Here is a 20,990-nt window from a genome sequence, read left to right as displayed (position 1 = left end):
CTAAAGTCCCAGCGCCCGGCGGGCGACGGCCAGCGCGGCCTTCAGCGCCTCGGGCTCGTAGGTTTCCGCCGCGCCGACGCCCCAGACCGGACCGGGCCAGGCCGCGTCGTCCGACCGGCGCCCCACGACGTGCACGTGCAGCTGCGGGGTGACGTTGCCGAGCTGGCCGACGTTGAGCTTGGCGACCGGGCGGCCGAGCGCCTGACCGATCGCCCGGACCGAATGGCCGGCGCGGACGATCTCCTCCATCAGCACGTCGCGCTCGCCGTGCGTCAGGTCCTCCAGCTCGACGGCGCGGCCGACCTTGGGGATCAGCACGATCCAGGGATAGCGGGCGTCGCGGTGCAGGCGCACGTGGCTCAGGGCCAGCTCGCCGAGGGGTTCGGAGGTCGAAACGAAGGCGGGGTCGAGGTCGGCCATGCGGATCAAGGCCGTCTGCGGCATTGCAGCATGCCCGTCAATTGGCTACGCCACCCGCCGACCACGGCCGGCGGCCGTAAACGCCCTTCTGGAGAGTGACCCATGGCGAAGTCCCCCATCCGCGTGGCGGTGACCGGCGCGGCCGGCAACATCGGCTACGCCCTCCTCTTCCGCATCGCCTCCGGCGAAATGCTGGGCAAGGACCAGCCGGTCATCCTGCAGCTGCTGGAGATCCCGGCCGAGGGCCCGCAGAAGGCGCTCAAGGGCGTGGCCATGGAGCTGGAGGACTGCGCCTTCCCGCTGCTGCAGGACATGGTGCTGACGGACGACGCCAACGTCGCCTTCAAGGACGCCAACTGGTGCCTGCTGGTGGGCTCCAAGCCCCGCGGCCCCGGCATGGAGCGCGCCGACCTGCTGAAGGACAACGGCAAGATCTTCATCGCCCAGGGCAAGGCCATCGACGCGGTGGCCGCCGACGACGCTCGCGTGGCGGTGGTGGGCAACCCCTGCAACACAAACTGCATGATCGCCGCCAGCCAGGCCAAGCGCCTGACGCCGGACCGGTTCACCGCCATGGTCCGCCTGGACCAGAACCGCGGCCGCGCTCAGCTCGCCAAGAAGGCCGGCGTGTCGATCAACGACGTCTCCGACCTGTTCATCTACGGCAACCACTCGCCGACCATGTTCGCCGACTTCACCCACGCCAAGATCGGCGGCAAGCCGGCGGCCGAGGTGGTGGGCGACCAGGCCTGGCTGCAGAACGACTACCTGCCGGCGGTCGGCAAGCGCGGCGCGGTGATCATCGAGGCCCGCGGCCAGAGCTCGGCGGCCTCGGCGGCCAACGCCCTGATCGACCACGTCCGCGACCTGGTCACGCCGGGCGCGATCCACTCCGTGGCCGTCAATTCGGAAGGCCGCTACGGCTTCGCCGAAGGCGTCTGGGCCGGCATGCCGGTGAAGACCACGGCGCCCGGCGCCTACGAGGTCGTGACCAGCTACGAGATGGACGAGTTCGCCAAGTCCAAGATCGCCATCACCAACGACGAGCTGGTCGGCGAGCGGGACACCGTGAAGGATATGCTGGGCTAAGGTCCGGCAACATCGTCCTTCCCCCTCGCGGGAGAAGGTGGCCTGGACGGGCCGGATGAGGGGTCTCCCGGCGTCGCCGCGAGGCCCCTTCGCCGTTCCGGGCCCTAGTACTCCCCGTCCTCGGCCAGGGCGTTCAGCTCGCGGATGCGCTGCTCGTAGACGCTGGCCACGGCGCGCGGGGAGCGGCGCGCGGCGTCCTCGCGGATGCCCAGCCAGTCGTCCTGCTCGGCGCGCAGCTCGCGGGCCGGGATTCCCGAGGCGATGGCCCGCTCGTAGGCCCGGTTCAGCCGGCGGTCGGCGGCGGCCAGCTGCGGATCGGCGCAGACCATCTCTTCCGAGGTGGAGCGCGCGTAGCGGCAGTTGAAGCTCGGGTTGGCGTCCGCCCGGCGGCGCGGCGGGACGAAGGGCGCAGGCTCCGGCGCGCGCGCCACGACGGGGGCCGAGCTCTCGCTGGCCGAGGGGGCGACCACCACCGGCGGGCGCGGCGCCTCCGCCCGGACCATCGGGGCCGGCCCTGCCGCCGGCGCGGGCGCGGCGCGGGCGAGCTCGGGCGGCAGGACCTCCAGCGGGCCGTCGGCCCGGGGCGTCGGCGGCGGAACCGGGGCGGCCACCTCGACGGGCACCGGCGGCGAGACCGCCTCCGCCTGGGTCACCGCCTTCATCGGCTCGCGGGCGCGGCCGTCGTCGCCGAAGTCAGGGCGGGCCCAGAGGCCGAAGACCAGGCCGAGCGCCACGGCTCCAGCCACCCCGCCGATCACGAGCTTGCGGGGGATGCGGTCCTGCGGCGGTCGGGAAGCGGCCGGCGGGGAAACGGCGGCCTGGCCGGCGAAGCCGTTGTAGGTGGTTCCCGCCCAGGGCTCCCCGATGGGGTCCTTCGGCATGGTCAGTGGTCTCCAGCGCGTCCCTCGCGCCGGCTAACCCCTTCGCCGCCCTGGCAGTTGCAACGGCGCAGCTCGCCTCAGTACTCGCTGCGCGCTCCGCGGGTCATGTCGTTGAGCTCGGCGATGCGGGCCTCGTAGACGTCGCGCACCGCCCACGGCGCCTCGCGCGCCGCCTGGGCGCGGGCCGCCAGCCACCGCTGCTGCTGACGGGCCAGTTGCCCGGCCGAGACGCCGGCGGCCTCCGCCTGGCGGTAGGCGCGGGCGAGCTGCCGGTCGGCAGCGCCCAGCGACGGGTCGGCGCAGACGATGGCCTCGCCCGGATCGGCCGATGCGCAGCGGTTCGACGCCTTGCGGATGGGGTTGTCGCGGGTGGGTTTCGGGACCTTGGGACGGGCGGCGGGCGGAGCGGGCCTGGGCGCGGCGGCCTTCACCACCTTCGCCCGGTCGGACCGGGCCTTGGCGGCCTTGGCCTTCTGGACGCGGGCCTTCTCGAGCCGCGCCTTCTCGAGCTTCGCCTTCTCCACGCGAGCCTTCTCGACCCTGGCCTTCTCGATCTTGGCCTTCTCGAGCCGGGTCTTCTCGGCGCGAGCCTTGCGGCTCTCGGCGAGCTTGACCTTCGTGGTCTTCGCCGCGTCCTGGACCTTCTTGGGCGCGACCTTGGCCAGCGCCTTGCCCAGCTTGCCGGTCTTCTTCGCCTCGGCCGCCTTCGCGGCCTTGCCGGTCCTCTCCTTGGCAGGCCTGGCCTGCGCGAGCTTCGACGTTGCGGGCTTCTCGTCGCGGACCTTCGCGGCCTTCCGGGCCTTCTTCGCAGCCGCCTCCGCCTTGGCGACCCTGCGTTCGGAGGTGGGCTTCTTCGCCTTGGCGGTCGCTTCGGCCGGGTGCGGCGTCTTCGCGGCGACCGCCTTCTTCACAGGCTTGGTCTCGGGCTTCGGAGCCGCCTTCACCACCGGCTTCGGCGGCGGCGGAAGCGGTTCGGGCTCGACCACGAGCGGCTCCACCGCCTGCACGCGGACGAGACCGGCAGGCGGGCGGACGGGGGCGAGCGGGGTCGCCTCCACCGGGGGCAGGGGGGCGGCCAGCAACGGGGCCGACGGCGCCTGGCCGACCAGGGCGGGCAGGACCTCGATGGGCGCGCCAATCGGGGCAGGGCTGTCGTCGAGGACGATCTCCAGCCGGCCGGCTGGTTTGGGCGCGGCCGTCGGCCGGGCCTGGACCGGCGTCATCCGGCGCTCGTCGGCGGCCGGCCGGGCCCAGAGCCCCGCGCCAACCCCCAGCGCGCAGGCGCCCACCACGCCGGCCAGCAGCACGTGCCGGCCGAGGAAGCCGGGCTGCGCCACGAGCTGCGTGGACATGTCTTCAGACGAGTCTTTCGCCATCGGGGGCCTGTCCTTCACCAGGTTCAGCCCCTCGAAAGTCGAGGCATGTCGCAGCCCGCCGCGCCCACGGCTAAGCTGGAGCCCACCCCGACGTCTCTCCCACCGCCACAATGAGGCCATAACCGTGACTTCGCCAACACCCGTGCTTGAGACAGATCGCCTCATCCTGCGTGCGCCGCGTGCGGAGGATTTCGAGCCGTGGGCGGCCTTCGCCGCCGACGAGGAGGCCGCCCGTCACCTGGGCGGCGTGCAGGACCGGGCGATGGCCTGGCGGGGCATCTGCACCGTGACCGGGGCCTGGACGATCCGCGGCTTCTCCATGTTCTCGGTGGTCGAGAAGGCCAGCGGACGGTGGGTGGGCCGGCTGGGGCCCTGGGAGCCGGAGGGCTGGCCCGGCACGGAGGTCGGCTGGGGGCTTTCCCGCGACTGCTGGGGCAAGGGCTACGCCACGGAGGGCGCGACCGCCGCCATCGACTGGGCCTTCGACACCCTCGGCTGGCGTGAGGTGATCCACACCATCGAGCCCGCCAACGTGGACTCGCAGAAGGTGGCCGAGCGGCTCGGCTCCACCATCCTGCGCCAGGCCCGCATGCCCGCGCCGTTCCAGGACAAGGTGCTCGACGTGTGGGGTCAGTCCCGCGAGCAGTGGCTGGCCCGGCGGCGGAACGGCTAGATCCAGCCCTTCTCGCGCAGCTGGCCGGCGTAGGTGCGGCTGACCGGGACCTCGGCGCCGTCCTTCAGGGTCAGGGTGGCGCGGCCGTCGCCGCGGCGGGCGTGGGTGATCGCGTCGCGGGCCACCCACCAGGATCGGTGCACCTGCATGCCCTCGACGCCCTCCAGCTCGGCCACGGCGTCCGCCAGGCGCAGGAGGATCAGGTCCTGGCCCTTGGAGGTGTGGAGCCGCAGGTAGTGGTCCTCGGCCTCGACGGCCCAGACCTCCGCCCCGCGCAGCTTCAGCGGCAGCCGCTCGAGGAACTTCGGGGGAGCCGGCGACGTCGCTGGCGGCCTGTCCGTGTCCCGCCGCATCCACGCCACCAGCAGACAGAAGAACAGGGAGGTCACCAGGGAGACGAGCAGGTAGCCGGGGATCGCCTCCGCCCGCGGCCCGTACGGGCCCGCCACCAGTCGCACTGCGACCCAGACGACGAGGCCCATCGGCGCGAACATCAGAAGCCCCGCCGCCAGTCCCCGCCGCCAGTAGAGCGTCCGCGACAAACCGAACCTCGAGGTTGCGCGGAAGGCGGCCACGCCCATCAAGGTGGCGATCCAGGAGATGGCAACCATGAAGGGGATCCGCAGGGCCAGCGGCATGTCGTCAGTGTCGAAGGCCCCGGTGAAGCCCAGGAAGGCGCCCACCAGCACGCCCGGCAGCAGCGTCGTGCGCAGCAGGGCCCACGTCCGCCCCGCCGTCCGCGAAGCGCGAACGGCGCCGCCCGGCGTTTCGCGAACCCCCGACGTCATCCGGCGCATCCGCGCTCGACCATCGCTGCGTCCGCCCCGACTGCTGCGGCCTGAAGGAAGCGCGGCCGGTGGAAGGCCGCGCCCATGCGTCGGAGATAAAGGATGTCGCTTCAATCGCAAACGCAGCCCAGGACCCGCGCGCCGCTGCGCTGGGGCTTCGGGCCGCGCTTCGCCCTGAGCATGGCGGCCGCGGCCCTGGTGGTCGTCCTGGCGCTCGGGCCGCTCTGGGGGCCGATCGTCCGCGCCATCGGCCAGGCGCGCCCGCACGCGCCGGACCTGGCGCTGTTCGCCGAACTCTCCCCGGCCATCAAGGTGCACCTGTTCGCGGCGCTCGCCGCCCTGGTTCTCGGCGCCCTGCTGATGGCGTTCCGCAAGGGCCGCCGCTTCCACCGGGTGGCCGGCTGGACCTGGGTGGCGCTGGTCGCCGTGACCGCCGGGTCGACGCTGTTCATCACCAGCCTGACGCCGGGCCGCTGGTCGCTCCTCCACCTGCTGACCGGCTGGGTGCTGATCATCCTGCCGCTGGCGGTGATCGCGGCGCGGCGCCGGTCGGTGGCCCAGCACCGGCGGCGGATGATGGGCCTGTTCTACGGCGGCTTCGCCATCAACCTGTTCGTGGCCCTGATCCCCGGCCGCACCCTCTGGGCCATGTTCCTCGGCTAGGCCCGGAATAGACCCCCTCTATGGCCCGACCCTGAGCGGCTCGATGACCGGGCTCACCTAGCGGAAAAGAGGGTGGTTTTGACCCCCTCACGCGGTTGTCATCGCGGAGGGGGGCGCCTATAACCGCGCCCACTCGCCGCCCCGGGCGAGGCGATTTCAGCGCCACGGCCTCATGAACATCCACGAACACCAAGCCAAAGCCGTCCTCGCAGAGTTCGGCGTCGCGGTCCCGCGCGGCTATCCGGCCTTTTCCGTCGACGAGGCGGTCAAGGCGGCCGAGCAGCTCGGCGGTCCCGTCTTCGTCGTGAAGTCCCAGATCCACGCCGGCGGGCGCGGCAAGGGCAAGTTCGAGGGCCTCGGCCCCGACGCCAAGGGCGGCGTGCGCGTGGTGAAGTCGGTTGACGAGGTCCGCGCCAACGCCGAGGAGATGCTCGGCCGGGTGCTGGTGACCCACCAGACCGGCGCCGCGGGCAAGCAGGTGAACCGCCTCTACATCGAGGAAGGCGCCGCCATCGCCAAGGAATTCTACCTGTCGCTGCTGGTCGACCGCGAGACGAGCTGGGTCTCGGTCGTGGCCTCCACCGAAGGCGGCATGGACATCGAGGAAGTGGCGCACGCCACGCCCGAGAAGATCACCACCTTCTCCGTCGATCCGGTCACCGGCGTGTGGCCGCACCACGGCCTGATGCTGGCCTCGGCCCTGGGCCTGAAGGGCGACCTCGCCAAGCAGGCCGGCAAGCTCCTCACGCAGCTCTACGCGGCCTTCATGGCCAAGGACATGAGCATGCTGGAGGTCAACCCGCTGATCGTCACCGCCGACGACCAGCTGCGCGTCCTCGACGCCAAGGTCAGCTTCGATTCCAACGCGCTCTTCCGCCACAAGGACGTGGTGGCGCTCCGCGACGAGAGCGAGGAGGACCCGAAGGAGATCGAGGCCTCCAAGTACGACCTGTCCTACATCGCCCTGGACGGCGAGATCGGCTGCATGGTCAACGGCGCGGGCCTGGCCATGGCCACCATGGACATCATCAAGCTCTACGGCGCCGAGCCCGCCAACTTCCTCGACGTGGGCGGCGGCGCCTCGAAGGAGAAGGTGACGGCGGCCTTCAAGATCATCACCGCGGATCCCAACGTGAAGGGCATCCTGGTGAACATCTTCGGCGGCATCATGCGCTGCGACATCATCGCCGAGGGCGTGGTCGCCGCGGTGAAGGAGGTCGGCCTGCAGGTGCCGCTCGTGGTCCGCCTGGAAGGCACCAACGTCGAGCTCGGCAAGAAGATCATCAACGAGAGCGGACTGAACGTCATCGCGGCCAACGACCTGTCGGACGGCGCGGAAAAGATCGTCAAGGCCGTGCGAGGGGCCGCGTAAGAGACATGTCCATCCTCATCGGCAAAGACACCCGCGTCATCTGCCAGGGCATCACCGGCGCCCAGGGCACCTTCCACACCGAGCAGGCCATCGCCTACGGCACCAAGATGGTCGGCGGCGTGACCCCCGGCAAAGGCGGCCAGAAGCACCTGGACCTGCCCGTGTTCGACACCGTCGGCGAGGCGGTGAAGGAGACCGGCGCCGAGGCCAGCGTGATCTACGTGCCGCCGCCGTTCGCCGCGGACTCCATCCTGGAGGCCATCGACGCCCAGGTTCCGCTCATCGTCTGCATCACCGAGGGCATCCCGGTGACCGACATGATCAAGGTGAAGCGCGCGCTTTCCGGCTCGAAGTCCCGCCTGATCGGCCCGAACTGCCCGGGCGTCCTCACGCCCGGTGAGTGCAAGATCGGCATCATGCCGGGCAACATCTTCCGGAAGGGCTCTGTGGGTGTTGTGTCGCGGTCAGGGACGCTTACCTACGAGGCCGTGTTCCAGACCTCTCAGGTGGGCCTCGGCCAGACGACGGCCGTGGGCATTGGCGGCGACCCGGTGAAGGGCACCGAGTTCATCGACGTGCTCGACATGTTCCTGAAGGACCCGGAGACCGAGTCGATCATCATGATCGGCGAGATCGGCGGCTCGGCCGAGGAAGACGCGGCCGAGTTCATCAAGAATTCAGCAATCAAGAAGCCTATGGTCGGCTTCATCGCGGGCCGTACGGCGCCTCCGGGCCGCCGCATGGGCCACGCGGGCGCGATCATCTCCGGCGGCAAGGGCGGGGCCGAGGACAAGATCGCCGCGATGGAGGCCGCGGGCATCCGCGTGTCGCCGTCTCCGGCGAAGCTCGGCGAAACCCTGGTCGAGGTGCTCAAGGGCGCCTGACACAACACTGTTTAAGCGTATGGGCGGTCCGCGCTCGGCTCCTTGATCAGAAGCTCCGCGGTCCATCCGGGAAGCGGACGAAATGGCGGACGACGCAGGTCTGATCAACGAGGTGCTCGCCGAGACCTCATTCCTCTACGGCGGCAATGCGGCTTTCGTGGAGGACCTCTACGCGAAATGGGCCGCCGACCCCGGCTCGGTCGAGCCCTCGTGGCAGGCCTTCTTCGCCTCGCTCGCCGACCGCGCCGACGAGGTGAAGCGCGCGGCCCAGAAGCCCGCCTGGACCCGGCCCGCGGCCCCGCAGGCCCGCCCCGACTGGCTCTCGGCGATCGATGGCATGTGGCCCGCGGTCGAGGCCAAGCTCGGCTCCAAGGTCGCCGAGCGCAAGCCTGCCGCCAGCCAGGACGAGGTCCGCGCCGCCACCCTCGACAGCCTGCGCGCCATCATGATGATCCGCGCCTACCGGATGCGCGGCCACCTGAAGGCCAACCTCGATCCGCTCGGCATCGCCACCACGCCGGGCGACGCCTCTGAGCTCGATCCGGCCACCTACGGCTTCTCCGAGGCGGACTTCGACCGGCCGATCTTCCTCGACTTCGTCCTCGGGCTGGAGACGGCCACCCTGCGCGAGATCCTGGAGATCCTGCGGCGCACCTACTGCGGCAATGTCGGCGTGCAGTACATGCACATCTCCGATCCCAAGGAGAAGGCCTGGCTGCAGGAGCGCATCGAGGGCCGCGACAAGGAGATCGCCTTCACCAAGGAAGGCAAGATCGCCATCCTCAAGAAGCTGATCGAAGCCCAGGGTTTCGAGCAGTTCCTGCACCGCCGCTTCCCCGGCACCAAGCGCTTCGGCCTCGACGGCGGCGAGAGCATGGTCCCGGCGCTCGAGCAGATCATCAAGCGCGGCGGCGCCATGGGCGTGAAGGACATCGTCGTCGGCATGCCGCACCGCGGCCGACTGAACGTGCTCGCCGCCGTGATGGGCAAGCCCTACCAGGTGATCTTCCACGAGTTCCAGGGCGGCTCGTCGGTGCCCTCCGACATCGAAGGCTCGGGCGACGTGAAGTACCACCTGGGCGCCTCGTCGGACCGCGAGTTCGACGGCAACTCGGTGCACCTGTCGCTCACCGCCAACCCGTCGCACCTGGAGATCGTCAACCCGGTGGTGATCGGCAAGGCCCGCGCCAAACAGGCCTTCACCCTGCGCGAGCAGCCCACCGCCGGCCGCGGCCACGTCCTGCCGCTGCTGCTGCACGGCGACGCCGCCTTCGCGGGCCAGGGCGTGGTGGCCGAGTGCTTCGCCTTGTCCGGCCTGAAGGGCTACGGCGTCGGCGGCACCATGCACTTCGTGGTCAACAACCAGATCGGCTTCACCACCAGCCCGAAGAACTCCCGCTCCTCGCCCTATCCGTCCGACGTGGCGCTGATGGTCGAGGCGCCGATCTTCCACGTGAACGGGGACGACCCCGAGGCCGTGACCTTCGCCGCCAAGGTGGCCACCGAGTACCGGCAGCTGTTCGGCAAGGACGTCGTCGTCGACATGTTCTGCTACCGCCGGTTCGGCCACAACGAGGGCGACGATCCGACGATGACGCAGCCCTTGATGTACGCGAAGATCAAGGACCACCCGTCGGTGCGCGACCTCTACGCCACGCGCCTCGTCGCCGAGGGCGTCGCCACCCAGGCCGAGGTCGACGGCTGGGTGAAGGAATTCAACGACTTCCTCGACCGCGAGTTCGACGCGGGCAAGGGCTACAAGCCCAACAAGGCCGACTGGCTGGACGGCAAGTGGTCGGGCCTGACCCTGCCGGCCGGCGACGACCGCCACACCACGGGCGTGGCCAAGCAGAAGCTGCTCGACCTCGGCCGCAAGATCACCACCATCCCGGAGCGGATCACCGTCCACAAGACCGTGGAGCGGGTGATCCAGGGCCGTCGCGAGGCGATCGAGAAGGGCGAGGGGATCGACTGGGCCACGGGCGAGCACCTGGCCTTCGCCACCCTGCTCGACCAGGGCTATCCCGTGCGCCTGTCCGGCCAGGACAGCGTGCGCGGCACCTTCACCCAGCGCCACTCGGGGATCATCGACCAGAAGAGCGAGGAGGTTTACTTCCCCCTCCGCAACCTGGGCCCCGGCCAGGCGCACTTCGAGGTGCTGGATTCGGCTCTGTCGGAAGAGGCGGTGCTCGGCTTCGAGTACGGCTTCTCGCTGACCGACCCCAACACGCTGACCATGTGGGAAGCCCAGTTCGGCGACTTCGTGAACGGCGCCCAGGTGGTCATCGACCAGTTCATCTCCTCGGGCGAGCGCAAGTGGCTGCGGATGAGCGGCCTCGTGATGCTGCTGCCGCACGGCTACGAGGGCCAGGGTCCGGAGCACTCCTCCGCCCGCCTCGAGCGCTTCCTGCAGCTCTGCGCCGAGGACAACCTGCAGGTCATCAACCCGACGACCCCGGCCAACTACTTCCACGCCCTGCGCCGCCAGGTGCTGCGGGAGTTCCGCAAGCCGCTGATCGTCATGACCCCCAAGAGCCTGCTGCGCCACAAGCGGGCGGTGTCGAACCTCTCCGACATGGCCGGCGGCTCCAGCTTCCACCGGGTGATGGTGGACGGCGCCGAGGCCGGCTGCGACGTGGGCGGCGTGACCCTGAAGCCGGACGCCGAGATCAGCCGCGTCATCCTCTGCTCGGGCAAGGTCTACTTCGACCTCCTGGAACAGCGGGCGAAGACCGGCCGCGACGACATCTACCTGCTGCGCCTCGAGCAGTTCTATCCGTGGCCGCTGAAGTCGCTCTCGAACGAGCTGAAGCGGTTCAAGAACGCCGAGCTGGTGTGGTGCCAGGAGGAGCCCAAGAACATGGGCGGCTGGCAGTTCGTCGACCCCTGGCTGGAGCTGACGCTGGAGCGCCTGAACATCAAGGCCAAGCGCGCCCGCTACGTGGGCCGCCCGGCCTCGGCGTCCACCGCCGCGGGCCTGATGAGCCGCCACCTGAAGGAACTCGAAGCCTTCCTCACCGAAGCCTTCGCCTAGACGTAAACGATCCGATCCGACTTGTGTTTGTGTTGAGAGACTGAGGAGCGCACCCCGAATGGCCGACATCATGACTCCCGCCCTGGGCGAGTCCGTCACGGAAGCCACGGTGGCGCGCTGGACCAAGAAGGCCGGCGACGCCGTCCGCAAGGACGAGATCCTCGTCGAGCTGGAAACCGACAAGGTGAGCCTGGAAGTGGCCGCCCCCGCCGACGGCGTGCTGGAAAGCATCTCCGCTGACGAGGGCGCCACCGTCGAGCCCGGCGCCATCCTGGGCCGCATCGCCGAGGGCGCTTCGGCCGGGGCCGCCAAGCCCGCCGCTGCGCCGAAGGCGGCCGCCCCGTCCTCGACGCCCACCCCGGTCCCGGCCGGCGAGCTGCAGCCCGAGGCCACGCCCGGCAAGGCTCCGCCGACCTCGGCCCCGGTGCCCGACACCAGCCCGTCCGCCAAGGCGAAATCCGAGGCGGTGCTTGCGCCCTCCGCCCAGCGCATCGCCGCCGAGAACCAGCTCGACCCCGCCGCCATTTCCGGCACCGGCAGGGATGGCCGCATCACCAAGGGCGACGCCCTGGCCGCCCTGGAAGCCCGCGCGAAGGCGCCCGCGCCCGCCCCGGCTCCGGCCGCGCCGCGCGCCGTCGACGAGCGCGAGGAGCGGGTCCGCATGACCCGCCTGCGCCAGACCATCGCGCGCCGCCTGAAGGAGGCCCAGAACGCCGCGGCCATGCTGACCACCTTCAACGAGGTGGACATGTCCGGCGTCATGGCCCTGCGCAACCAGTACAAGGACGTGTTCGAGAAGAAGCACGGCGTGAAGCTCGGCTTCATGAGCTTCTTCGTCCGCGCGGTGATCTACGGCCTGAAGCAGGTGCCCGAGGTCAACGCCGAGATCGACGGCCAGGACATCATCTACAAGAACCACTACGACATCTCGGTCGCCGTCGGCACCGAGCGCGGCCTGGTGACACCGGTTGTCCGCGACGCCGACCTGATGAGCCTGGCCGAGATCGAGAAGGAGATCGGCGCGCTCGGCAAGAAGGCCCGCGACGGCCAGCTGGCGCTGGAAGACCTGCAGGGCGGCACCTTCACCATCTCGAACGGCGGGGTCTACGGCTCGCTGATGTCGACGCCGATCCTCAACGCCCCGCAGTCGGGCATCCTGGGCATGCACAAGATCCAGGAGCGGCCGATGGTGGTGAACGGCCAGATCGTGGTCCGGCCGATGATGTACCTGGCGCTGAGCTACGATCACCGCATCGTCGACGGCAAGGGCGCAGTGACCTTCCTGGTCCACGTCAAGGACGCCATCGAGGACCCGCAGCGCCTGCTTCTGGACGTCTGATCCGACGCAGGGGCGAGGCCCGACGCGGCCCGCGAAGCCTCGCCCCGGCGACCGCAAACCTGTATCTGGGCCGCTGCAACTCCCAGGCAGGCAGGATCCATGGCCCAGTACGACGTCGTCATCATCGGGGGCGGCCCCGGCGGCTACAACGCGGCGATCCGCGCCGGCCAGCTCGGCCTGAAGGCCGCCTGCGTCGAGATGCGCGGGACCCTGGGCGGCACCTGCCTGAACGTCGGCTGCATGCCCTCCAAGGCCCTGCTGCACGCCTCGGAACTCTACGACGCGGCCAACACCGAGTTCGCGACCCTCGGCATCGAGGTGAAGCCGAAGCTCAACCTCGTGCAGATGATGAAGCAGAAGGCCGAGTCCGTGGCCGCGCTCACCAAGGGCATCGAGTTCCTGTTCAAGAAGAACAAGGTCGACTGGGTGAAGGGCCGCGGCCGGATCGCGGGGCCCGGCAAGGTCGAGGTCACCGGCGAGGACGGGGCGGTCCAGACCCTGGAGGCCAAGAACATCGTCATCGCCACCGGCTCGGAGCCCACCCCGCTGCCCGGCGTCACCGTCGACAACGAGCGCATCCTCGATTCCACCGGCGCGCTCTCCCTGCCGGAAGTGCCCAGGAGCCTCGTCGTCATCGGCGCCGGCATCATCGGCCTGGAGCTGGGCTCGGTCTGGCGACGCCTGGGCGCGAAGGTCACCGTCGTGGAGTTCCTCGACCGCATCACGCCCGGCATGGACGCCGAGGTCGCCAAGACCTTCCAGCGATCGCTCACCAAGCAGGGCATGGAGTTCCGGCTTGGGACCAAGGTCACCGGCGCGACCGCGTCGAAGAAGGGCGTCAGCCTCACCATGGAACCGGTCGCCGGCGGCGCCGCCCAGACCCTGGAGGCCGACTACGTCCTCGTGGCCATCGGCCGCCGGCCCTTCACGGAGGGCCTGGGCCTGGAGACCGTGGGGATCGAGACCGACAAGCGCGGCTTCATCCCGACCGACCATTTCAAGACCTCGGCCGCCGGCGTTTGGGCGACCGGCGACGTGATCCTGGGCCCCATGCTCGCCCACAAGGCCGAAGAGGACGCGGTCGCCTGCATCGAGCTGATCGCCGGCAAGTACGGCCACGTGGACTACAACCTGGTCCCGAGCGTGGTCTACACGAGCCCCGAAGTGGCCTGGGTCGGCAAGACCGAGGAGCAGCTGAAGGAAGAGGGCCGCGCCTACAAGGCCGGCAAGTTCCCGTTCAGCGCCAACAGCCGCGCCAAGATTAATCACGAGACCGAGGGCTTCGTGAAGGTGCTGGCCGATGCGGCCACCGACGCGGTCCTGGGCGTCCACATGATCGGGCCGCAGGTCTCCGAGATGGTCGGCGAGTACTGCGTGGCCATGGCCTTCCGCGCCGCGTCCGAGGACGTCGCCCGCACCTGCCACCCGCACCCGACCCGCTCCGAAGCCCTTCGCCAGGCGGCCATGGGCGTCGAAGGCTGGACGATGCAGGCCTGACCATGGCGCTGGAGGTCCGCCGGGCCCGGCCGGAAGAGCTGGCCGCCTGTGCGGACCTCTATGTGCGCGTCCTGCGCGAGACCTTCACCTGGCTGCCGCCCGAGCGGCACCGGCGCGACGAGTTCCTGCGCGCGGCTCGCGAGGAGGAGATCTACGTCGCCGTCGAGGACGGCCGCATCCTCGGCCTCGCCGGCTTCTACCGGCCGCAGAACTTCATCCACTCCCTGTACGTCGACGAGCGCGGCCGGGGGATCGGCAAGGTCCTGGTCGACCATCTGGCGAGCGTCGCCGACGGGCCGCTGTCGCTGAAGGTCCAGGAGCCCAACCGCCGGGCCCAGGCCTTCTACGCCCGCGAGGGCTTCACCTGCGTCGAGCGCGGCCGCGACCCGGGCGCCGACGTGAGCTGGCTGCGGCTCGCACGCCCGGGTGGCGGAAACTTAACGTGACCCGGGCCGGTTGATCCGGCACCTTTGCGCCTCGCACGAGGAGGCTGTCATGATCGCCCTACTCCTGGCCGCCCAGGCCGTCGCCGCGCCTCCGGCCGACCGTCCCGTCCAGCTCGGCGCCAGGATGGTCATGCGCGAGGCGGTGAACTGCGGCCTGTGGGACGCCCAGCCGGTGAATCGCCGCGCGCCCCAGCCGCCACGGATCCAGTCGCTCGGCGAACTGCCGCCCGCCCACATGGAGCTGACGGTGCTCCGGCTGGACGAGAACGGCTGTTCGAAACCGGTCATCGTGCGGCGCAACGTGCAGGGCGACGGCCGCTTCCCGGCGCCGCGGCGCTAGCCCCTATGCCCGCGGATGGGCGCTCGCGTAGGCGCTGAGCAGGGCGGCGGCGTCCACCTCGGTGTAGCGCTGGGTGGTCGACAGCGAGGCGTGGCCCAGGAGCTCCTGGATCGAGCGCAGGTCGGCGCCCGCGCCCAGCAGGTGGGTCGCGAACGAATGGCGTAGCGCATGCGGCGTGGCGCTGGCCGGCAGGCCCAGCCGGCTCCGGAGCGTCTGCACCGTCGCCTGGACGTGGCGCGGGGACAGCGCCCCGCCGCGCTTGGCCCGGAACAGCGGCCAATCGGGCGCGAGCGCGAACGGCGCCTCGGCCACATAGACGTCCACCGCCTCGCGCACCGCCGGCAGCACCGGCACGATGCGGGTTTTGGAGCCCTTGCCGGTGATCCGCAGGCTGTCGCCCAGCGGGGCGTCGGCCCGCGTCAGCGACAGGGCCTCGGAGATCCGCAGGCCGCAGCCGTAGAGCAGGGTCAGCACCGCCTGGTCGCGGGCGACCTCCCAGTCTTCCCGGTCGGGGTCGAGCGCCGGTTCGGCGATTATCCCGCGCGCCTGGTCCTCGGTCATGGGTCGCGGCGCGCCGGGCTTCACCCGCGGCCCGCGCACCAGGGCGATGGCAGCGTTGGGCGCATCGAGCCGGCGGTCCAGGAAGCGGTGGAAGGTGCGGATGGCGCTGAGCGCCTGGGAGAGCGAGCGCGGCGACAGGGGATGATCGCCCTGCCGCAGGTGCGCCAGCCAGGCGCGCACCTCGCCGGCGGTGACCTCGGAGAGGCCCTTCACCGTCAGGCTTTCGCCCCGGTGCTGCTCCAGGAAGGCGATGTAGCGCTGGGCGGCGAAGCCGTAGGCCTCCAGCGTTCGCGGCGAGGCCCGGCGCTCGTGGGCCAGGTGCTCCAGCCACAGCGCCCGGGCCTCGGCGGCAGTCACGGGACGAAGCCCGTCACAGGACCGGCCAGCGCTCGGCGGTGCGTTCGACCACGCGGGCGAGGAAGACGACCAGTTCGGCGCCCATGTCCGGCGTGAAGCCCTCCGGGTCGGCCGAGGCGAAGGCGATCAGCCCCTGGCGCGCCGGCTCCCAGATCGCCAGCCGGACCATCGCCATGGACCTGACCAGCTCCGCCCGCTCGCCGAACAGGCCCAGCGCCGTGGGCGAGAAGCCCATGGCGTGCAGCCGCTGGTGGCCGCCCAGGATCATGTCCACCTGGCCCTCGACCAGCACGCGCCAGCCGGCCGGCGTGTTCTCCGGGCCCTCCAGCGCGACGACCCCGGCCAGCAGGCCGAAGCGCAGCTGGGCCAGGTCGTCCACCCGGCGGGCCAGGTCGGCGTGGTTGCGGCTCTCCAGGAGGTCGATCACCGCCCCGTGGGTCTGCCCCTGGGCGGCGTAGTTCTCCCGCGCCGTCGCCTCCAGCTGCTGGCGGATCGAGGCCTCGTGCTTGTGGGCGGCGTGGACGCGGGCGAGCGCGGCGTGGCCGAACTCCACCACATTGTCGGCGGGCTTCAGGCCCAGCTCCGAAAGCAGGGAGGGATCGTCCCGCACCAGCCCAGGGTGCTCCACCAGGAAGCGCCGGACCTCGGCCTCCAGCGTGATGTCGTCCGCCCTGGCCTCGGCCCCGTCCATGTCGCCCTCGAAGATTACAGGATGGACTGGCCCGTGTTCGCCCAGTCCTTGAGGAATTGATCAAGCCCCTTCTCGGTTAACGGGTGCTTGAAGAGCGCCTGGAAGACGTCGGGGGGGATGGTCGCGCAGTCGGCCCCGGCCATGGCCGCCTGGGTGACGTGGCCCGGGCTGCGGATCGAGGCGGCGAGGATTTCGGTGTCGAAGCCGTAGTTGTCGTAGATCGTCCGGATCTCGGTGATCAGGTCCATGCCGTCGGCGCCATGGTCGTCCAGGCGGCCGATGAACGGGCTGATGTAGCTGGCCCCCGCCTTGGCGGCGAGCAGCGCCTGGGCGGCGGAGAAGCAGAGGGTGACGTTGGTCAGGATGCCCTCGCGGGCGAACTCGCGGGTGGCGATCAGGCCGTCACGGGTCAGCGGCACCTTCACCACCACATTGGGCGCGATGGTGGAGAGCTTGCGGCCCTCGTCCAGCATGCCGGCGGTGTCGGCCGCGGCGACTTCGGCGCTGACCGGCCCCTCGACCACCCCGCAGATCTCGGCGATGACGTCCAGCATCTTGCGGCCGGACTTGGCGATCAGGGAGGGATTGGTGGTGACGCCGTCGACCAGGCCGGTGGCGGCCAGGTCCTTCAGCACGGCCACGTCGGTGGTGTCGAGGAAGAGCTGCATCGATAAGACCTTACGAGTGAGGGAGACGCTTGTAGCCGCCTTGCGGGAAAGCGCAAAAGGCTCCCGATGAGCCGCATCGCTTCCGTCCTCCTGCCCATGCCCCTGCCCGAGGCCTTCGACTATGCGGAGCCGGAGGGCATGGCGCTCGCCGTGGGGGACCAGGTGGCCGCGCCGCTCGGACCTCGCCTGCTGCGCGGCGTGGTCGTGGCCCTGCGCGAAGGGGCCGGCGGCAACCGTCCGCTGAAGCCGGTCGCCGAGCGGCTGGACGAGCCGCCCCTGCCGCCCGGCACGATCGCGTTCGTGGAATGGGCGGCCCGCTACGCCGTGGACGCGCCGGGCGGACCGCTGGCCATCGCGCTGCGCGGCGCCCGCTGCCCGAAGCCCCGGCCGGTCAAGGTGGTGGAGCCCACCGGCGTTCAGCCGGCCAGACCGACGCCCGCGCGCCTGAAGGTCATCGAGACGGCAAAGGCCACCCCCATGAGCCCGGCCGACCTCGCGCGCGCCGCCGGGGTGTCGTCGGGCGTGGTGAAGGGGCTGGTGGAGGAAGGCGTCCTGGCGGTCCGCCTCGTCGAGGCGGTCGCCCGGTTCGACGAACCCGACCTCTCCCGTCGGGGCTCCGAGCTCAACCCCAGCCAAGCCGCCGCGGCCGAGGCGCTGAAGGCCATGTTGGCCGAGGGCGGGTACAAGGCCGCCCTGCTCGACGGGGTCACGGGCTCCGGCAAGACCGAGGTCTACCTGGAGGCGGCCGCCGCCGCGCTGGCCTCGGATCCTGCGGCCCAGGTCCTGATCCTGCTGCCGGAGATCGCGCTCACCCAGGCGGTGATCGGCCGCGTCGCGGCCCGCTTCGGCGCCGGGCCCGGCGAGTGGCACTCCGACGTCGCCCCGCCCGCCCGCCGGCGCGTCTGGGAGGCGGTGGCCACCGGCCGCTGCCGCATCGTCGTGGGCGCCCGCTCGGCCCTGTTCCTGCCGTTCCGCAACCTGCGGCTCATCGTGGTGGACGAGGAGCACGACAGCTCCTTCAAGCAGGAAGAGGGCTTCATCTACCACGCCCGCGACCTCGCCGTGGTGCGCGGCAAGATCGAGAACGCCGCCGTCGTCCTCGCCTCGGCGACCCCCTCGCTGGAAAGCCTGCGCAACGCCGAGACCGGCCGCTATCGCTGGCTGCGCCTCTCCGCCCGCCACGGGATCGCGCGCCTGCCGGACATCGAGCTCATCGACCTGCGCCAGACACCGCCGGAGCCGGGCCGCTGGCTCTCGCCCCCGCTGGTGGCGGCTATGCGCGAGACCCTGGACCGGGGCGAGCAGACCCTGCTGTTCCTCAACCGCCGGGGCTACGCGCCGCTGGTGCTCTGCCGGGCCTGCGGCGAGCGGATGACCGCGCCCGACACCGATTCCTGGCTGGTGGAGCACCGCTACTCAGGCCGCCTGGTCTGCCACCTGACCGGCTTTTCCATGCCCAAGCCGCAGGCCTGCCCGCACTGCGGGGCGAAGGACAGCCTGGTCTCCATCGGCCCCGGCGTGGAGCGGGTGGAGGAGGAGGCGCGGCTGCTGTTCCCCGACGCGCGGGTCGCGGTCTTCTCGTCCGACACCGTTTTCGACGCCCGCGAGGCCAGGCGCCTGGTGGAGAGCATGGCGGCCGGCGAGATCGACATCCTGGTGGCCACCCAGGCCGCCGCCAAGGGCCACAACTTCCCCAAGCTCACCCTGGTGGGCGTGGTCGACGCCGACCTCGGGCTGCGCGGCGGCGACCTGCGGGCGGCCGAGCGCACCTACCAGCTCCTCGCCCAGGCCACGGGCCGGGCGGGGCGACGCGACCGGCCCGGCAAGGCGCTGCTGCAGACCTATGCGCCGGACCACGCGGTCATGCAGGCGCTCGCAGCCCAGGACCGCGACGCCTTCGTCTCCGCCGAGATGGAGGAGCGCGCCTTCGCCAAGCTGCCGCCGTTCGGGCGGCTGGCGGCGGTGATCGCCTCCGGGACCGATCCCGGCCAGCTCGACGCCTTCGTGCGCGCCATGGCCGAGGCCGCGCCGAACGCCGAGGGGGTGGAGGTCTACGGTCCCGCCGACGCGCCGCTCGGCCTGGTGCGAGGCCGCCGCCGCAAGCGCTTCCTGGTGCGCGCCGACCGCAACGTCGACCTCTCGGCCTACATGGCCACCTGGCGCGCGCGCGTCCGCCCGCCGGCCTCCGTCCGCGTCGCCATCGACATCGACCCCTACAGCTTCCTGTAGGGCGTCAGGTCGGCAGGTTGGCGACCTGGGTGGCGGTGAGCGCGTTAAGCTGCGAGGCGCTCATGTAGCCCACCTGCGTGGTCGAGAGGGACCGGATCTGGGTCACCGTCAGGGCCGGGATCTGCAGGGTGGTGAGCGCCGAGATCTGGGTCGCCTCGAGCGCGCCGACCACCGTCGTCGAGAGCGCGCCCACCTGGCCGGTGGTCAGGGCGGCGATCTGCAGGGCGCTGAACTTGCTGAAGTCCGCCGCCGACATGCCGCTCAGCACCGGTGAGGTCAGGCCCTTCACCTGGGCGGCGGAGAGGCCGCCGATCTGGGTGGTGGAGAGCTGGTAGAACTTGGTCGCCGAGATCGCGCCCACCTGGGACGAGGACAGGGCCGCCATCTGGGTGGTGGAGAGCGAGGTGAGCGCCGTCACCGAAAAGGCCCCGATCTGGTCGGCCGACAGGGCCGCCAGCTGGGTGGCGGTGAATTCCCCGGCGTCGGTCGCGTTCAGGCTCCACGCCTGGTAGGCCGACAGGCCCTTGATCTGGGCGGTCCCGAAGGACCGGATCATGGTGGCGTCCATCGACGAGAAGTTGGTGGTCGACAGCGCCCCGATCTGGGTGGCGGTCAGCGCCCGCACCTGGGTGTCGGCGAGCCGGCTGAAGTCGGTGGGCGTCAGCGCGCTGATCTGCCAGGCCGCCAGGCCCTGGATCTTGGTGGTCGAGAGCGCCTGGATCTGGGTGTCGGAGAGGCTGAACAGGTTCTCCACCGACAGGCCGCTGAGCTGGGCCGCCGAGAGGCCGGCCACCTGCGTGTCGCTGAACTTGCCGAAGTCGGTCGACGAGAGGCCGCCAAGCTGGGTCGCGCTCAGCCCTGCGACCTGGGTGGTGGTCAGGCCCTGGATCTGCGTCGTGGAGAGCGAGCCCAGGTGGGTCGCCGCCAGCGCCCCGAGCTGGGTGGACGACAGCGCACCGATCTGGGTCTCGGTCAGTTCGGCGAAGTCGGTGGCGGAGAGGGTCCGCAGGACGGTGGCGGTGAGCCCGGCCAACTGCGTCGTGGTGAGCCCCGCGACCTGGGTCTCGCTCAGCGCCGAGAAGGCGGTCGCCGACAGGGCGCCGACCTGGGTCGAGGCCAGCGCCGCCGCCTGGGTCACGCTCATGGCCGCCACGGCGCCGGCCGCCAGGCCGGCCATCTGGGTGGTGGTGAAGCCGCCGAGCTGGGTTGCGCTCAGCTCGCCCATATCGGTGGTCGACAGCAACGAGAGCTGCACCGACGAGAGGCCGCGCAGCTGGGTCGTCGTCAGGGAGGCCACCTGGGTGGCGTTGAGGTGCGAGAACTTCACCCCTGACAGGCCGCCGAGCTGGGTGGCGGTCAGCACGTCGAGCCTGGTCTCGTCGAGCGCGCCGATGTGGGTCGTGCTGAAGGCGCTGATCTGGGCGCCGGAGAGCGCCATGAGTTGGTCGGTGTCGAACACCACCGCCGGCGCGAAATGCTGGATCTGGGTGGTGGAGAGGCCCCTCACCCCCGTGCTGGAGAGCGCGTTCACCTGGGTGGTGGTGAGCGCCTCGATGCCGGACGTGCTGATCGCGCCCACCTGGGTGGAGCGCAGCGAGCCCAGCTGGGTCTCGTTGAGGCTGCGCAGGCGCGTCTCGGTAAGTCCTGAGATCTGAGCGGCCGAGAGGTAGTTGATCGGCATG

At 71.0% G+C, this 20,990-nt stretch carries 19 protein-coding genes; 11 read left to right on the top strand and 8 right to left on the bottom strand.

All coding sequences use genetic code 11. The annotated features are described in order from the left end of the window. Window positions 1-420 carry an HIT family protein gene (locus VM685_RS07325; RefSeq protein ID WP_325459466.1) on the bottom strand — a complete coding sequence of 140 codons (420 nt, stop codon included), beginning with the start codon at window positions 418-420 and terminating at the stop codon, window positions 1-3. Between the two features lie 102 nt (window positions 421-522). Here VM685_RS07325 and VM685_RS07320 point away from each other — a divergent pair, with 102 nt between their 5' ends. Further along, window positions 523-1,509, top strand: coding sequence for a malate dehydrogenase (locus tag VM685_RS07320; RefSeq protein ID WP_325459465.1), 987 nt, complete (start codon window positions 523-525; stop codon window positions 1,507-1,509). Window positions 1,510-1,613: 104 nt separating this feature from the next. On the opposite strand, the gene VM685_RS07315 is transcribed toward VM685_RS07320, so the two are convergent. Both VM685_RS07315 and VM685_RS07310 read right to left on the bottom strand, forming a co-directional pair. Further along, window positions 1,614-2,390 carry a lysozyme inhibitor LprI family protein gene (locus tag VM685_RS07315; protein WP_325459464.1) on the bottom strand — a complete coding sequence of 259 codons (777 nt, stop codon included), beginning with the start codon at window positions 2,388-2,390 and terminating at the stop codon, window positions 1,614-1,616. Between the two features lie 77 nt (window positions 2,391-2,467). Further along, on the bottom strand, window positions 2,468-3,742 hold the full coding sequence (locus VM685_RS07310; RefSeq protein ID WP_325459463.1) for a hypothetical protein: 1,275 nt from the start codon (window positions 3,740-3,742) through the stop codon (window positions 2,468-2,470). Between the two features lie 166 nt (window positions 3,743-3,908). Here VM685_RS07310 and VM685_RS07305 point away from each other — a divergent pair, with 166 nt between their 5' ends. Further along, window positions 3,909-4,439: a GNAT family N-acetyltransferase gene (locus VM685_RS07305; protein ID WP_325459462.1), complete on the top strand. Its 531-nt coding sequence runs from the start codon at window positions 3,909-3,911 to the stop codon at window positions 4,437-4,439. Here VM685_RS07305 and VM685_RS07300 read toward each other — a convergent pair. Beyond that, on the bottom strand, window positions 4,436-5,227 hold the full coding sequence (locus tag VM685_RS07300; protein WP_325459461.1) for a LytTR family DNA-binding domain-containing protein: 792 nt from the start codon (window positions 5,225-5,227) through the stop codon (window positions 4,436-4,438). The two genes, VM685_RS07305 and VM685_RS07300, sit on opposite strands and share 4 nt — an antisense overlap. 102 nt (window positions 5,228-5,329) lie before the next feature. Between VM685_RS07300 and VM685_RS07295 the strand changes: the two genes are divergently transcribed. The 8 genes from VM685_RS07295 (at window position 5,330) to VM685_RS07260 (ending at window position 14,802) form a co-directional block, all read left to right on the top strand. Beyond that, window positions 5,330-5,890 carry a DUF2306 domain-containing protein gene (locus VM685_RS07295; RefSeq protein ID WP_325459460.1) on the top strand — a complete coding sequence of 187 codons (561 nt, stop codon included), beginning with the start codon at window positions 5,330-5,332 and terminating at the stop codon, window positions 5,888-5,890. Between the two features lie 172 nt (window positions 5,891-6,062). Then, window positions 6,063-7,262, top strand: a complete 1,200-nt coding sequence (gene sucC, locus VM685_RS07290; protein ID WP_325459459.1) for an ADP-forming succinate--CoA ligase subunit beta — start codon at window positions 6,063-6,065, stop codon at window positions 7,260-7,262. Between the two features lie 5 nt (window positions 7,263-7,267). Beyond that, the gene (gene sucD, locus VM685_RS07285) at window positions 7,268-8,146 is read left to right on the top strand and encodes a succinate--CoA ligase subunit alpha (protein WP_325459458.1); all 879 of its coding nucleotides are present in this window, start codon (window positions 7,268-7,270) and stop codon (window positions 8,144-8,146) included. A gap of 82 nt (window positions 8,147-8,228) precedes the next feature. Then, complete coding sequence (locus tag VM685_RS07280; RefSeq protein WP_325459457.1) at window positions 8,229-11,180, top strand: 2-oxoglutarate dehydrogenase E1 component; 2,952 nt, start codon at window positions 8,229-8,231, stop codon at window positions 11,178-11,180. Window positions 11,181-11,238: 58 nt separating this feature from the next. Continuing rightward, window positions 11,239-12,519 carry a 2-oxoglutarate dehydrogenase complex dihydrolipoyllysine-residue succinyltransferase gene (gene odhB / locus VM685_RS07275; RefSeq protein WP_325459456.1) on the top strand — a complete coding sequence of 427 codons (1,281 nt, stop codon included), beginning with the start codon at window positions 11,239-11,241 and terminating at the stop codon, window positions 12,517-12,519. Between the two features lie 99 nt (window positions 12,520-12,618). After that, window positions 12,619-14,016 carry a dihydrolipoyl dehydrogenase gene (lpdA, locus tag VM685_RS07270; protein ID WP_325459455.1) on the top strand — a complete coding sequence of 466 codons (1,398 nt, stop codon included), beginning with the start codon at window positions 12,619-12,621 and terminating at the stop codon, window positions 14,014-14,016. A gap of 2 nt (window positions 14,017-14,018) precedes the next feature. Further along, window positions 14,019-14,462 (top strand): GNAT family N-acetyltransferase, encoded by a 444-nt coding sequence (locus VM685_RS07265; protein ID WP_325459454.1) that lies wholly within the window; start codon window positions 14,019-14,021, stop codon window positions 14,460-14,462. A gap of 49 nt (window positions 14,463-14,511) precedes the next feature. Then, window positions 14,512-14,802 (top strand): hypothetical protein, encoded by a 291-nt coding sequence (locus VM685_RS07260; RefSeq protein ID WP_325459453.1) that lies wholly within the window; start codon window positions 14,512-14,514, stop codon window positions 14,800-14,802. A 3-nt stretch (window positions 14,803-14,805) separates the two neighbouring features. Here VM685_RS07260 and VM685_RS07255 read toward each other — a convergent pair whose 3' ends face one another. From VM685_RS07255 to fsa, 3 genes are read right to left on the bottom strand one after another with little or no spacing between them, the layout of a single operon-like run. After that, window positions 14,806-15,720 (bottom strand): tyrosine recombinase XerC, encoded by a 915-nt coding sequence (locus VM685_RS07255; RefSeq protein WP_325459452.1) that lies wholly within the window; start codon window positions 15,718-15,720, stop codon window positions 14,806-14,808. Window positions 15,721-15,733: 13 nt separating this feature from the next. Next, window positions 15,734-16,411, bottom strand: coding sequence for a DUF484 family protein (locus tag VM685_RS07250; RefSeq protein WP_325459451.1), 678 nt, complete (start codon window positions 16,409-16,411; stop codon window positions 15,734-15,736). Window positions 16,412-16,425: 14 nt separating this feature from the next. Next, on the bottom strand, window positions 16,426-17,079 hold the full coding sequence (fsa, locus tag VM685_RS07245) for a fructose-6-phosphate aldolase (RefSeq protein WP_325459450.1): 654 nt from the start codon (window positions 17,077-17,079) through the stop codon (window positions 16,426-16,428). 66 nt (window positions 17,080-17,145) lie between these two features. On the opposite strand from fsa, the gene VM685_RS07240 reads away from it, so the two are divergent. Continuing rightward, window positions 17,146-19,308 (top strand): primosomal protein N', encoded by a 2,163-nt coding sequence (locus VM685_RS07240; protein ID WP_325459449.1) that lies wholly within the window; start codon window positions 17,146-17,148, stop codon window positions 19,306-19,308. Window positions 19,309-19,312: 4 nt separating this feature from the next. Here the strand turns inward: VM685_RS07240 and VM685_RS07235 are convergent, their stop codons facing one another. Beyond that, on the bottom strand, window positions 19,313-20,989 hold the full coding sequence (locus VM685_RS07235; protein WP_325459448.1) for an ice nucleation protein: 1,677 nt from the start codon (window positions 20,987-20,989) through the stop codon (window positions 19,313-19,315). Window position 20,990 lies beyond the last annotated feature (1 nt).

It is taken from the genome of Phenylobacterium sp. (assembly GCF_035539035.1).
In the GTDB taxonomy this organism is placed as follows: domain Bacteria; phylum Pseudomonadota; class Alphaproteobacteria; order Caulobacterales; family Caulobacteraceae; genus Phenylobacterium.
Note: the sequence above shows the minus strand (reverse complement) of the source record. Positions and strands in the feature narration are given on the sequence as shown.